Here is a 13,292-nt window from a genome sequence, read left to right on the forward strand (position 1 = left end):
TTCAGGCTTGGTACCGATTCAGGAACATGTCGAGGGCCGATTCGATCACGTGGGTTTGTTCCTCCTTGGTCAGGCTCGGTTGCCCCATCGACACCTGTGGCCAGAACGCAAACGTCTTGAGCAACCCGTGCATCTGTTGGGCGGCAAATGCCGGCTCCACGGGTTTCAAGCGGCCATCGGCCTGGGCTTGGCGAATCCAGGCAGTCAGGCCTTCCTCGCGCTGCCCCATGCGCGACACCATGTCCTGGGCTCGCTCCGGGGAATGAATGGTTGCGGCGATGGCGATGCGCGCCAGGTCGAGAAAATTCTCGTTCGCCAGCAATTGCAGTTTGGCTTGCAGCAACGTTTGAAGCTGCTCCCGTAGCGGCGTTTGCGGGCTGTAGGGCATGTCCTGTTCTGCGGTGATGCTGTTCCATAACCGATTCAGGATTTCGGCAAACAGTTCTTCCTTGCTTGGGAAGTGGTTGTACACCGTGCGCTTCGACACGCCTGCCGTCGCCGCGATCTTGTCCATGCTGGTGATTTCGAAACCGCTGTTGCGGAATTCTGCAATCGCGGCCTGGAGAATGGCTTCGCGTTTTCGCTCGGTAAGGCGCTGCGGTGCGGTCATGGGCAGTTCGTCGGCAAAGGAAAATTACACTCGGTAGTTTACTTGCTCTTTCGATTCATGCAATCTGGAAACTACACCGAGTGGTGTAGTTTTGAATAAGGCGGCTGAGGGTACATGCAACGGCCATTCAGCGTCCCGCAACGGCGAAGCGCATACGTGCGGACGCCCTTGGAGTTATCGCACCATGACCCATCCCTCTTGTTCGACCAACCATCCTCCTGCCCATGAGTCCTCGCGGCAAGACCAGGGCAAATATCGCAACCATGCCTTCACGCCGCGTGAAGGATTTGGCACGACCCTGCGCATCATCTGGAACATGATTTTCCACAAGCCCCGCTCCACCCGTCCTGCGGGCGCCATCGATGTACAACTGTTGAGTCGAGCCGCGCTGCTGGCCGCGCCGAACCACAGCGCCTTCCGCCTCGGTCATTCCACGGTGCTGCTCAAGCTGCGGGACAAGTTCTGGCTGACCGACCCGGTGTTCTCCAAGCGTGCTTCACCCGTGCAATGGGCAGGCCCGAAGCGTTTTCATCAACCACCCATCAGCCTGGAGGAATTGCCGCCGATCGAAGCGGTGATCCTGTCCCACGATCATTACGACCACCTCGACCATCAAGCCATTCTCAAGCTGGCGGCCAAGACCCGTCACTTCCTGGCGCCCCTGGGCGTGGGCGACACTCTGGTCAAATGGGGCGTCGACGCCGGCAAGGTGCGCCAGTTGGACTGGTGGCAGGGCACCGAGGTGGACGGTATCGATTTCATCGCCACGCCTTCCCAACATTTTTCCGGTCGAGGCCTGTTCGACAGCAACAGCACCTTGTGGGCCTCATGGGTAATGATCGATGGCGACACGCGAATCTTCTTCAGCGGCGACACCGGTTACTTCGAAGGTTTCAAGCGCATCGGCGAGCAATACGGCCCCTTTGACCTGACGCTGATGGAAACCGGCGCCTATAACGTGGATTGGCCCCATGTCCATATGCAGCCGGAGCAGACCTTGCAGGCCCATATCGATCTCAAGGGTCGTTGGCTACTGCCAATCCACAACGGCACATTCGACCTGGCGATGCATGCCTGGTATGAGCCTTTCAATCGCATCCTGGCCCTGGCCGCGGAACGCAACGTTTGTATCACCACGCCGCAAATGGGCGAAGCCTTCACCCTGACGCAACCGCAACGTGGCCGCGCCTGGTGGCTGGATGTGGAACCCTCGGCGTACCAGGACCAAGCGGGTATCGCCTAGCACTTGCACAAACGGTGTTATTCGATCATCGCGTAATCAGGCCGCCCCATCGGGTCCGGCGTCGCACCCTTGATGTTCATGCCGCGCCCCGGTGCGAAGCCGGGGAAGAACACCAGGCCCTCGGCCTCCAGGCGAAAGGCCAGGGCCAAGCGGGTCACATCGAGCAACTCGCCACCAGCCTCGAAGCGGCGGATAGCCTGGACCGATACACCGGATTGCCGGGACAGCTCCTCAACACTCCAGCCCAGCATGGCTCGGGCCTGCGCACTGTGGGCGGGGGTAAATTGATAGACAGCGATGCGTTCCAGGGTGGTTTTGATTGCGAGAGAGGCCATGGGGTGCTCCAAAGCTGGGGGTTTCAAAAATACTGTGTTTTTGTACAGTTGTTTTGAGTCCCGATCAATCTCATTTTTTTGATCAATGACCGGCGGTCATCTCCAGCCAGGTGCTTGGAGCATGGCCGAGCGTCCGGCGAAACATGGTGGAAAACGCCGCTGGGCTGTCATAGCCCAGGTCCAGGGCAATGGGTTTACGCAGGCTCGTACGGGCCTTCAGCCGGATCAGTCTTCAGCCAACCCCGGCGCCTCCCGAATAATGAAGTGATCCAGGTTCTCGATATTGGCACTGAACACCCCGAACGTTTCTTCGGGGTTCTTCTTGCTCGGCACCTGCTTCAACTCCGGCGTGACGCCATAAAAGAAGCAATACAACGGCGCATCACTGTCGATGGCGTGCTTGATCTCTGCCAGGAACGCCTTGCGCTTTCGGTAGTTATCGATCAGCTTCTTGCTCAGGTAAACGTTGACCGAGTAAGGTTTTTTCTTCGCCTCGTCCGGCTGCTTGAACCAGACCTTTGCTTCGAAGTCGATGCGAAAGCTCAGGGTGTAATCCTTTATCTCCTTGATCTTGCCCCAGTAAATCAAGCCCTTATTGTCCTGCAAATACTCGATCTTCTTGAAGAACGAGCCGTAGGGCGCCGTGTGCTCGCCAATCTTCAACGGCATGCGCTTGAGCAGGTCCTTGTTATCGAAATTCGAAACGAAACATTCCACCGGGTGGGCGAAGACACTGGTTTTGTCCGGTGTTGAATCCTGCGCGGAATGATCGTTATCACCGTGGGAAGATACGGATGAGAGCGTAGGCCGATTCGCTTCAACGTTATCCGACGGGTCGGACAGCTTGCGCACGTACTGACGCCGAGTCAGCAACAGCTCCGACGGAAAATACTCCTCGCGGTCGTCATCTGCCTCAACGCTTTCCGCCTCCTGCCCTGGCATTTTCGGACTGACATAAGGACAGCCCTCGATATGCCGGGTAGTGGGCTGGTTCTTGAAATGCGGCGTGCGGATGTAATTGACGTTCTTGGCATTGAACGTCGTCAGCCGATTCCCCTCTTCAAACTCCGCCCGACAGGCATCGTTGGGGCACTGAAAGCGCTCCTTGGCCGAGTCGAATGCCATGGTCTCGTCGAAATTCAGATCCCGAACGTCATAGATCGAAAGCTTGGCATCGAGGCTGAGGCAATAGGCAGTGTCGAATTTCATCGGGGCTCGGGTCCGTGAGAGGAAGTGTATTAATACCGAAGGACGTGGCGGGCTGCACCCAAAGTTTCAACCCACCAAAGAACTCCTGTGGGAGCGAGCCTGCTCGCGATTCCCAAACCCAACCCAACCATCAAGCCTGCCGCCCACCTGTGCCCTGACATTAGCCAGTGGCGAGGGAGCTTGCTCCCGCTGGGCTGCGCAGCAGCCCCTTTTCCGGTCCCAGATTGACGTAATCGGTATCATAATACCGGTTATGGCCTGACCTTCCGGATAACCGGCATTATATTGCCGAAACAACAAATAGAATTGCGATGAAAGAGAACACGGGTGAACGATGTGACAGGGACCCAAACCCTGGGAACCTCTATTCGCCGGCTGAGACTTGAGGTTACTGGTCTCGACCAAGAGACGTTCGCAGTTATGTGCAAGATGTCGACAAAGGCTCTCTACCAGATCGAAAAGGACAAGGGTAATCCGAGCATCAGCACCCTCGACGCGATCCTGAGAAAGTTTGGACTGCGCTTGGGGTTGATGGCTGCTGTACCTCTTTACACGCCGCCACCCCGACCGCAAAAACCGGACCCCAAAGCGCCCGCTCGCGGCGCCAACCCTAAACGAAAGTCCACAGAGCAGCCCGGTAGAGTTGCTACTCTCAGAGCCACTAAAAAGGTAAAGGGTGGCGAGAATGGCCCAGGCGAATGAGCGAAGACGGTGTATGAGCGAACAGGTTCAAGTAACCCTGCACGAAGCGAGGTCCCAGCTCTTACAACTGGGTGCGCGTGCATGGCAGGGCGACAGAGTGGTGATCACCAAGGCCGGCAAGCCTTATCTGGATGCTCTGACTGTAGGTAAATCCTCTTGATCTGAGATTTCAGCAGATACCTCAGCCATGCACGCCTCGTCGAACTCTCGCATGGTGACCTCGTTGATAGCGCCGATTTTCAGCAGCGCTTCGGCCGAGCTGTGAATCGACTCGAAGGCCTCACTTCTTATCTTTTTCGTCATTACATATCCCCATCAATTCTTTTCTATCAACAGACGCTGAAGCTCTCAGAGCCTACACCCGTGGCGAGGGAGCTTGCTCCCGCTGGGCTGCGCAGCAGCCCCAATTCAATATTCCCAACAAAAAAACCGCCGCCCGAACACGGACGGCAGCTAATGATTGAATACTCAAAACCCTCGCGAAATCCGAGAAGCTTTCCGCCACCAAGACTCATGTTGACTAAACGGATCATCCACCAGCACCGCCGGCATGTCCCGCAAGCGAATCCATGGTTCATCCTGCCAGTGCAGCATGCAGAGCGACATCTTCGGCCAATCCAACACGCTCAACGTAGGCCGTTCCACCTTATGGGAGTAGCGCTCATCCCGCAGGGTTGGCACCACCTGATGCGTGATTCACTCACGCAGCAATCGATCTTCAGGGCAGTAGTGATAAACCAGCAATGCATAGACGCCTGACTCGCTCAGCATCAGACGTTCTTCGGTCAAGCCGTGGACATGCACGAGCATGATCCGGCGCTGGACAGGATCAAGCTTTCGGGTCATGCGCTCATCGAGGTGCTTGCTCATCAAACGCCCCAAATCGGAGGCGCTGAACCAAGCCTGGTTTTGAATGTAAAAAACCCCGCTTTCACGGGGTTTTCAGTGACGCATGCAGCCTAGGATTTTCCTTTCGAATCAATCCCAGCTCAAAGCCCCACCCGTTTGATACTCAATCACGCGCGTCTCAAAGAAGTTCTTCTCTTTCTTCAAGTCCATGATCTCGCTCATCCAAGGGAACGGGTTGGTCGTTCCTGGATACTCTTCCTTCAAGCCAATCTGCGACAGACGACGGTTAGCGATGAACTTGAGGTAGTCCTCCATCATCGCCGCGTTCATGCCCAGCACGCCGCGAGGCATGGTGTCGCGGGCGTATTCGATTTCCAGTTGGGTCCCTTGCAGGATCATCTGGGTCGCTTCTTCCTTCATCTCGGCGTCCCACAGGTGTGGGTTTTCGATTTTGATCTGGTTGATCACGTCGATGCCGAAGTTCAGGTGCATGGATTCGTCGCGCAGGATGTACTGGAACTGCTCGGCGACGCCGGTCATTTTGTTGCGGCGGCCCATGGACAGGATCTGGGTGAAGCCGCAGTAGAAGAAGATGCCTTCCAGAACGCAGTAGTAGGCGATCAGGTTGCGCAGCAGCTCTTTGTCGGTTTCCGGGGTGCCGGTTTCGAACTTCGGATCGGAGATCGAACGGGTGTATTTCAGGCCCCAGGCGGCTTTCTTCGCGACCGATGGGATCTCGTGGTACATGTTGAAGATTTCGCCTTCATCCATGGCCAGCGATTCGATGCAGTACTGGTAGGCGTGGGTGTGGATCGCCTCTTCGAACGCCTGGCGCAGGATGTACTGGCGGCATTCCGGGTTGGTGATCAGGCGGTACACGGCCAGGACCAGGTTGTTGGCAACCAGGGAGTCGGCGGTAGAGAAGAAGCCCAGGTTGCGCATTACGATGCGGCGTTCGTCGTCGGTCAGGCCTTCCGGGTTTTTCCAGAGGGCGATGTCGGCGGTCATGTTGACTTCTTGCGGCATCCAGTGGTTTGCGCAGCCGTCCAGGTACTTCTGCCAGGCCCAGTCGTATTTGAATGGCACGAGCTGGTTGAGGTCGGCGCGGCAGTTGATCATGCGCTTTTCATCGACGGCGACACGGGCGGAGGCGCCTTCGAGTTCGGCGAGGCCTTCGGCGACGTCGAGTTTGTCGAGGGCCGCCTTGGCGCGAATGATCGCGGCCGAGTCGCTGGCCGTCACGGCGCGGGCTTCGAGGGCGGCGGCACCGCCGGCGCTGTCGAGGCGGTCCATGTTGGCTTCAGAAGCGTGGCCGGCGTTGGCGCCTTTTACGGCAACTTCGCCGTCTTCTTTGTCGAATTCGTCCCAGCTCAGCATGACGTGTCGTCTCCTGCGTGAGGGCCAGATGCCCGATAAGGCCTACTGGCCGCGGTGGATCTTGAAAAATCGTTTGTTGCAGCAGCTGACGCAGGCAATAAACAGAAAAATGTACGGGTCATTCCGGAGCGGCGGTAGAGCGGGAAGGCGATTGCCCCCTGCGTTGGCTCCAGGCTGGCGTGATCCCTGTAAGGGAATATTGCAGGCCCGTTTAAGGCGGCATTATAAGGACTTTTTTGCCTACGTGGTGCGGCGAAATAGCTCACGGGAGGGGTGGTGAGGGGCGTATCCGCATGGGAGCGCGGGTTTACAAGGCTTTGACCGCTGAAGTTTTTTTTCGCATGGATAGGGTGACGACTTTTTTTGATCACAAAATGATCGATTTTTGCCGTTTTGCACTACATGTTGTGTTTTCTGGCGCTTTTTGGTGGCTCCAGACACAACCAGGCCCGATCGGTATCGGGCCGTGGGATTGCTGGTTGTGATCAGCTGTCGGAACAACCGTTGCCCAGGACGCGGTAGCGCAGGATGTGGCGTTGGCCCTTGGAGTCTTCGTATTCCATTGTTGCCGGGACCACTTCGCAAACGTTCGGGATCGTGCTCATGGAAAGGACCTTGGCAATGTCCAAGTGGCTGGAGTAGGTGTACTCCTCGATAGCCGGTTTTTGCTGCGCGAGATCGGTCGGGGTTTCGTCAGCCATCGCGGTGGTGCAGAGGCTGCCGAGGACCAGAACCCATAAAGCTTTCATCTGTATTTCACCTTTGTTGAGGTCGAGTGGGGGCACGCAGCCTTTTTGGGGCTGCGTGTGGAGCGAGTTTTGGAAGTTGGATCAACGGCCTTCGTGGGGGCTGTGTTGCGTCAATCGTGTTTGCCGGTTGGCGAGGTGGATTTTAGAAGTTGGGGGCGGGGGCAAACAGACTCGGTTTTGATAAACACTGTTGGTTGATCTGGTAACAATCGGCTGACTTTTCGTTGGATCGATGATGGCTGACCCAGCGCCTTCGCGAGCAGGCTTGCTCGCCACATGAAGATATCTTCAAGTGCGTTTGCCAGTTAGTACCGACATTTTGTAGGGACTTGTTACTACCATCGTCGAATGGTTCTATAGGCCCGCCCCGGGCTACAACGGGATCATACAAAAACAACTATTGTCACCGAGGTAAGAAAGATGAGTGCGGCTTCTGTGTATCCCGTTCGTCCCGAGGTAGCGGCCAATACGCTGACTGACGAGGCGACCTACAAGGCCATGTACCAGCAGTCGGTCGTCAACCCGGACGGCTTCTGGCGCGAGCAGGCCAAGCGCCTCGATTGGATCAAGCCTTTCACCACGGTGAAGCAGACTTCTTTCGACGACCACCATGTCGACATCAAGTGGTTTGCCGATGGCACCTTGAACGTTTCCTATAACTGCCTCGACCGACACCTGGCCGAGCGCGGCGATCAAGTCGCGATCATCTGGGAAGGCGACGATCCTTCCGAGAGCCGCAATATCACCTATCGCGAGCTGCACGAAGAAGTCTGCAAGTTCGCCAACGCCTTGCGCGGGCAGGACGTGCATCGTGGCGACGTGGTGACCATCTACATGCCGATGATCCCCGAGGCCGTGGTAGCGATGCTGGCCTGTACCCGCATCGGCGCGATTCACTCGGTGGTGTTCGGCGGTTTCTCCCCTGAAGCACTGGCCGGCCGGATCATCGACTGCAAATCCAAAGTGGTGATCACCGCCGACGAAGGCATTCGTGCTGGCAAGAAAATCCCGCTCAAGGCGAACGTTGACGATGCGCTGACCAACCCGGAAACCAGCAGCATCCAGAAAGTCATCGTGTGCAAGCGCACGGCGGGCAACATCAAGTGGAACCAGCACCGCGACATCTGGTACGAGGACCTGATGAAGGTCGCCGGCACCGTATGCGCGCCGAAGGAAATGGGCGCCGAAGAGGCCCTGTTCATCCTCTACACCTCCGGTTCCACCGGCAAGCCCAAGGGCGTGCAGCACACCACGGCTGGCTACTTGTTGTACGCCGCGCTGACCCATGAGCGGGTGTTCGACTACAAGCCAGGCGAGATCTACTGGTGCACCGCCGACGTGGGCTGGGTCACCGGCCACAGCTACATCGTCTATGGCCCGCTGGCCAACGGCGCGACCACGGTGCTGTTCGAGGGCGTGCCGAACTACCCGGACATCACCCGGGTGGCCAAGGTGATCGACAAGCACAAGGTCAATATTCTCTACACCGCGCCTACCGCTATTCGCGCGATGATGGCCTCTGGCACCGCCGCCGTCGAAGGCGCCGATGGCAGCAGCCTGCGCCTGCTGGGTTCGGTGGGTGAGCCAATCAACCCGGAAGCGTGGGATTGGTACCACAAGAATGTCGGCAAGGAGCGTTGCCCGATCGTCGATACATGGTGGCAGACCGAAACGGGCGGTGTGCTGATCAGCCCGTTGCCAGGCGCTACGGCGCTGAAGCCAGGTTCCGCTACTCGGCCGTTCTTCGGTGTGGTGCCGGCACTGGTGGACAACCTCGGCAACCTGGTCGAAGGCGCTGCCGAAGGCAACCTGGTGATCCTCGATTCGTGGCCAGGCCAGGCGCGTACCCTGTACGGCGACCATGACCGTTTTGTCGATACCTATTTCAAGACCTTCAGCGGCATGTATTTCACCGGCGACGGTGCGCGTCGCGACGAGGACGGCTACTACTGGATCACCGGCCGGGTGGATGACGTACTCAACGTGTCGGGTCACCGCATGGGCACCGCCGAGATCGAGAGCGCAATGGTCGCTCACCCGAAAGTCGCCGAAGCGGCGGTCGTGGGTGTGCCGCATGACATCAAGGGGCAGGGCATTTATGTCTACGTCACCCTCAATGCCGGCGAAGAGACCAGCGAGGCCCTGCGCCTGGAACTGAAGAACTGGGTGCGCAAGGAGATCGGTCCGATTGCCTCGCCGGATGTCATTCAGTGGGCGCCGGGCCTGCCGAAGACCCGTTCCGGCAAGATCATGCGCCGCATCCTGCGCAAGATTGCCACGGCGGAATACGACGGTTTGGGTGATATTTCCACCCTGGCCGATCCGGGTGTGGTGGCGCACCTGATCGAGACGCACAAGACCATGAACGTCGCCTGACGGTCGCATGTAGTACCCAAGAGCCCCGCCCGGTATTTGCCGGGCGGGGTTTTTTTATGGGCGCGCTGGGAGGGCTTGAAGTGTGGTGCCTTTGTGGCGAGGGAGCTTGCTCCCGCTCGGCTGCGCAGCAGTCGTAAACCGGTCAATGCGGTATGCCTGAACAAACGCGGTGCCTGGCTTTTGGGGCTGCTGCGCAGCCCAGCGGGAGCAAGCTCCCTCGCCACGGGTTTGATGGATGAATAAAGATCGGCGTTCAATGTAAGAAGCGTCTGAACGTTACCGACGTTTCGAAATGTGTAACCAAAGGCGCCACAACGGGGCGATGTGAAACGCCAAGCCCCGTCGCAGGGCGTTTTCACGCATCTCGAAAAACAAGCCGACACGCTGTGCTTGCCGGATTAGAAGGGTTTGCCAATAATGGGCCCGCTATTTGCAGCATGGATCGGTTCCCTTTCCTTTGCTCTTGCATGTATTTGCGGGGCTGTCAATGTGCTCGAACAGCTTTCTCGGTGCTTCTGTAATTTGTTGTCGCATTGAAGAAATATCGGCTTCGGGCCTGTCGTTAGAATGCCGATCACTCGCTCGTCGTGGCCTGCGTTGAATAAAATGCGCGCTTGTCGGACGCAGCACCAAAGTTCGTTCCACCCATTCGCATATTGGGCTGTTGCTCACTCTGCCGTTTTCGCCCTTTACCGATGGAGTCCCAAGATGAAGAAACTTGTGCTGCTTGGCGCCCTGGCACTGTCCGTGCTGTCCCTGCCGACCTTCGCTGATGAGAAGCCCCTGAAAATCGGTATCGAAGCCGCTTACCCTCCGTTTGCCTCCAAGGCTCCGGACGGCAGCATCGTCGGCTTCGACTACGACATCGGCAATGCGCTGTGTGAAGAGATGAAGGTCAAGTGCGTGTGGGTCGAGCAAGAGTTCGACGGCCTGATTCCGGCGCTCAAGGTACGCAAGATCGACGCGATCCTGTCGTCGATGTCGATCACTGAAGATCGCAAGAAATCCGTTGATTTCACCAACAAGTACTACAACACCCCGGCCCGTCTGGTGATGAAGGCCGGCACCCAGGTCAGCGACGGCCTGGCCGAGCTCAAGGGCAAGAACATTGGCGTGCAGCGCGGTTCGATCCACGAGCGTTTCGCACGTGAAGTCCTGGCCCCGCTGGGTGCCGAGATCAAGCCGTACGGTTCGCAGAACGAGATCTACCTGGACGTCTCCGCCGGTCGCCTCGACGGCACCGTGGCCGACGCCACGCTGTTGGATGACGGTTTCCTGAAGACTGACGCGGGCAAAGGCTTTGCGTTTGTTGGCCCGGCCTTCACCGATGTCAAATACTTCGGTGACGGCGTGGGTATCGCGGTTCGCAAGGGTGACGCGTTGAAAGACAAGATCAACACTGCAATCGCTGCCATTCGCGAGAACGGCAAGTACAAGCAGATCCAGGATAAATACTTCGCCTTCGACATCTACGGCAAGTAACACGTCCCGCCACTGCGGCGAAATGGCGCAAGCAACAGGATTTCTGCGGTTTGCGCCATTTTTTCATCCCACTTTCGAGGACCTGAATCATGTTGAAAGGCTACGGGGCTGTCATCCTCGATGGCGCATGGTTGACGCTTCAGCTCGCCTTGTCGTCCATGGCCCTGGCCATCGTCCTGGGGTTGATTGGTGTCGCGCTGCGCCTCTCGCCGGTGCGTTGGCTGGCGTGGCTGGGCGACCTGTATTCGACGGTAATCCGCGGCATTCCGGACCTGGTGTTGATCCTGCTGATTTTCTACGGCGGCCAGGACTTGCTCAACCGTGTGGCGCCGATGCTTGGCTATGACGACTACATCGACCTGAATCCGCTGGCGGCCGGTATCGGCACCCTGGGTTTCATCTTCGGCGCCTACCTGTCGGAAACCTTCCGCGGCGCGTTCATGGCCATCCCCAAGGGCCAGGCGGAGGCGGGCATGGCGTACGGCATGAGTGGGTTCCAGGTGTTTTTCCGGGTGATGGTGCCGCAGATGATCCGACTGGCGATCCCGGGCTTCACCAACAACTGGTTGGTACTGACCAAGGCCACCGCGCTGATTTCCGTGGTGGGCCTGCAAGACATGATGTTCAAGGCCAAGCAGGCGGCGGATGCCACCCGCGAGCCTTTCACCTTCTTCCTCGCAGTGGCGGCGATGTACCTGGTGATCACCAGCGTTTCGTTGCTGGCATTGCGTCACCTTGAGAAGCGCTACTCGGTAGGCGTAAGGGCGGCTGATCTATGATCTTCGACTACAACGTCATCATTGAAGCCTTGCCGCTGTACTTCAACGGCTTGCTGACCACCCTGAAGCTGTTGGCCTTGTCGCTGTTCTTCGGCCTGTTGGCGGCGCTGCCCCTGGGGCTGATGCGGGTGTCCAAGCAGCCGGTCGTCAACATGACGGCGTGGCTCTACACCTATGTGATTCGCGGCACGCCGATGCTGGTGCAGTTGTTCCTGATCTATTACGGGCTGGCGCAGTTCGCCGTCGTGCGCGAAAGCTTCCTCTGGCCGTGGCTGTCCAGCGCGACGTTCTGTGCGTGCCTGGCGTTCGCCATCAATACCAGCGCCTACACCGCCGAAATCATCGCCGGCAGCCTGCGGGCCACGCCCAACGGTGAGATCGAGGCGGCCAAGGCGATGGGTATGTCGCGCTACAAGCTGTATCGCCGGATCCTGCTGCCCTCGGCCCTGCGCCGGGCGCTGCCGCAATACAGCAACGAAGTGATCATGATGCTGCAGACCACCAGTCTCGCGTCCATCGTCACCTTGATCGACATCACTGGTGCCGCGCGCACGGTGAATGCGCAGTACTACTTGCCGTTCGAGGCCTACATCACGGCCGGCGTGTTCTACCTGTGCCTGACCTTCATCCTGGTGCGCCTGTTCAAGCTGGCCGAGCGCCGCTGGCTGGGTTACCTGGCCCCGCGCAAGCACTGATAACGCATCGATCCGATCGACTGCTCAACGATTGACGTTTTGTGAGAACCGACCGCATGTACAAGCTTGAAGTCCAAGACCTGCATAAACGCTATGGCAGTCACGAAGTGCTCAAGGGCGTGTCCTTGAAAGCCGCCGCCGGCGATGTGATCAGCATCATCGGCTCCAGTGGCTCCGGCAAGAGTACCTTCCTGCGTTGCATCAACCTGCTTGAGCAACCCCATGCCGGCAAGATCTTGCTCAACAACGAAGAGTTGAAGCTCGTAGCAGGCAAGGACGGCGCCATGAAGGCCGCGGACCCAAAGCAACTGCAGCGCATGCGTTCGCGGTTGTCGATGGTGTTCCAGCACTTCAACTTGTGGTCCCACATGACCGCCCTGGAAAACATCATGGAAGCGCCGGTGCATGTATTGGGCGTGGCCAAGGCCGAAGCGCGGGAGAAGGCCGAGCACTACCTGAACAAGGTCGGCGTGGCCCATCGCAAGGACGCCTACCCAGGCCACATGTCCGGCGGCGAGCAGCAGCGCGTGGCGATCGCCCGGGCGCTGGCGATGGAGCCGGAGGTGATGCTGTTCGATGAGCCGACTTCGGCCCTCGACCCTGAATTGGTGGGCGACGTGCTCAAAGTGATGCAGGCGTTGGCGCAGGAAGGCCGGACCATGGTGGTGGTGACTCATGAAATGGGCTTTGCCCGCGAAGTGTCGAACCAGTTGGTATTCCTGCACAAAGGCATCGTTGAAGAAAGCGGCAACCCACGGGAAGTGCTGGTCAACCCGCAATCGGAGCGCCTGCAACAATTTCTGTCGGGCAGCCTCAAGTAATCGCTCCCGTTACGCACCGGATTGGATCATGCTGCGCGCCATGCGCCAGATGGTCTAGTTTGGTT

Annotated in this window: 13 protein-coding genes and 2 pseudogenes; 8 read left to right on the top strand and 7 right to left on the bottom strand. The window is 58.2% G+C overall.

The genetic code is table 11. The features are described from left to right. Position 1: 1 nt before the first annotated feature. A complete protein-coding gene (locus J3P90_RS06170; protein WP_434627774.1) occupies positions 2–610 on the bottom strand; it encodes a TetR/AcrR family transcriptional regulator in 609 nt (202 codons plus the stop codon). A 184-nt stretch (positions 611–794) separates the two neighbouring features. Here J3P90_RS06170 and J3P90_RS06175 point away from each other — a divergent pair, with 184 nt between their 5' ends. Next, the gene (locus tag J3P90_RS06175; RefSeq protein ID WP_434675982.1) at positions 795–1,853 is read left to right on the top strand and encodes an MBL fold metallo-hydrolase; all 1,059 of its coding nucleotides are present in this window, start codon (positions 795–797) and stop codon (positions 1,851–1,853) included. 17 nt (positions 1,854–1,870) lie between these two features. On the opposite strand, the gene J3P90_RS06180 is transcribed toward J3P90_RS06175, so the two are convergent. The 3 genes and pseudogenes from J3P90_RS06180 to J3P90_RS06190 all read right to left on the bottom strand — a co-directional run bounded on the left by J3P90_RS06180 (position 1,871) and on the right by J3P90_RS06190 (position 3,397). Then, positions 1,871–2,188 (bottom strand): helix-turn-helix domain-containing protein, encoded by a 318-nt coding sequence (locus J3P90_RS06180; RefSeq protein ID WP_060740988.1) that lies wholly within the window; start codon positions 2,186–2,188, stop codon positions 1,871–1,873. Positions 2,189–2,270: 82 nt separating this feature from the next. After that, positions 2,271–2,378: pseudogene (locus J3P90_RS06185) on the bottom strand (AraC family transcriptional regulator); the annotation flags it as partial. 35 nt (positions 2,379–2,413) lie between these two features. Then, positions 2,414–3,397 carry a hypothetical protein gene (locus J3P90_RS06190; RefSeq protein WP_434675983.1) on the bottom strand — a complete coding sequence of 328 codons (984 nt, stop codon included), beginning with the start codon at positions 3,395–3,397 and terminating at the stop codon, positions 2,414–2,416. 429 nt (positions 3,398–3,826) lie between these two features. Here J3P90_RS06190 and J3P90_RS06195 point away from each other — a divergent pair, with 429 nt between their 5' ends. Both J3P90_RS06195 and J3P90_RS06200 read left to right on the top strand, forming a co-directional pair. After that, positions 3,827–4,099, top strand: a complete 273-nt coding sequence (locus J3P90_RS06195; protein WP_434676547.1) for a hypothetical protein — start codon at positions 3,827–3,829, stop codon at positions 4,097–4,099. 13 nt (positions 4,100–4,112) lie between these two features. Next, positions 4,113–4,259: a type II toxin-antitoxin system Phd/YefM family antitoxin gene (locus J3P90_RS06200; RefSeq protein ID WP_434675984.1), complete on the top strand. Its 147-nt coding sequence runs from the start codon at positions 4,113–4,115 to the stop codon at positions 4,257–4,259. Positions 4,260–4,567: 308 nt separating this feature from the next. Here J3P90_RS06200 and J3P90_RS06205 read toward each other — a convergent pair. The 3 genes and pseudogenes from J3P90_RS06205 to J3P90_RS06215 form a co-directional block, all read right to left on the bottom strand. After that, positions 4,568–5,014, bottom strand: a pseudogene (locus J3P90_RS06205) (BRO-N domain-containing protein); the annotation flags it as partial. A 63-nt stretch (positions 5,015–5,077) separates the two neighbouring features. Continuing rightward, positions 5,078–6,325 (bottom strand): ribonucleotide-diphosphate reductase subunit beta, encoded by a 1,248-nt coding sequence (locus J3P90_RS06210; RefSeq protein WP_024776511.1) that lies wholly within the window; start codon positions 6,323–6,325, stop codon positions 5,078–5,080. A 485-nt stretch (positions 6,326–6,810) separates the two neighbouring features. Beyond that, positions 6,811–7,074 carry a DUF2790 domain-containing protein gene (locus tag J3P90_RS06215; protein WP_420767509.1) on the bottom strand — a complete coding sequence of 88 codons (264 nt, stop codon included), beginning with the start codon at positions 7,072–7,074 and terminating at the stop codon, positions 6,811–6,813. A 420-nt stretch (positions 7,075–7,494) separates the two neighbouring features. Here J3P90_RS06215 and acs point away from each other — a divergent pair, with 420 nt between their 5' ends. The 5 genes from acs to J3P90_RS06240 all read left to right on the top strand — a co-directional run bounded on the left by acs (position 7,495) and on the right by J3P90_RS06240 (position 13,227). Continuing rightward, a complete protein-coding gene (gene acs / locus J3P90_RS06220) occupies positions 7,495–9,450 on the top strand; it encodes an acetate--CoA ligase (protein WP_420767508.1) in 1,956 nt (651 codons plus the stop codon). 708 nt (positions 9,451–10,158) lie between these two features. Then, complete coding sequence (locus J3P90_RS06225) at positions 10,159–10,932, top strand: ABC transporter substrate-binding protein (RefSeq protein WP_420767507.1); 774 nt, start codon at positions 10,159–10,161, stop codon at positions 10,930–10,932. An 89-nt stretch (positions 10,933–11,021) separates the two neighbouring features. After that, complete coding sequence (locus tag J3P90_RS06230; protein WP_420767506.1) at positions 11,022–11,711, top strand: ABC transporter permease; 690 nt, start codon at positions 11,022–11,024, stop codon at positions 11,709–11,711. Beyond that, entirely contained in the window at positions 11,708–12,406 is a 699-nt protein-coding gene (locus J3P90_RS06235) for an ABC transporter permease (RefSeq protein WP_420767505.1), read from the top strand. The genes J3P90_RS06230 and J3P90_RS06235 overlap by 4 nt, the downstream gene beginning before the upstream one ends. A 56-nt stretch (positions 12,407–12,462) precedes the next feature. Then, positions 12,463–13,227, top strand: coding sequence for an ABC transporter ATP-binding protein (locus J3P90_RS06240; protein ID WP_434560239.1), 765 nt, complete (start codon positions 12,463–12,465; stop codon positions 13,225–13,227). The last annotated feature ends 65 nt before the right edge of the window (positions 13,228–13,292 follow it).

Origin of the sequence: Pseudomonas sp. D3-10 (genome assembly GCF_051132175.1) — a bacterium.
GTDB lineage: Bacteria > Pseudomonadota > Gammaproteobacteria > Pseudomonadales > Pseudomonadaceae > Aquipseudomonas.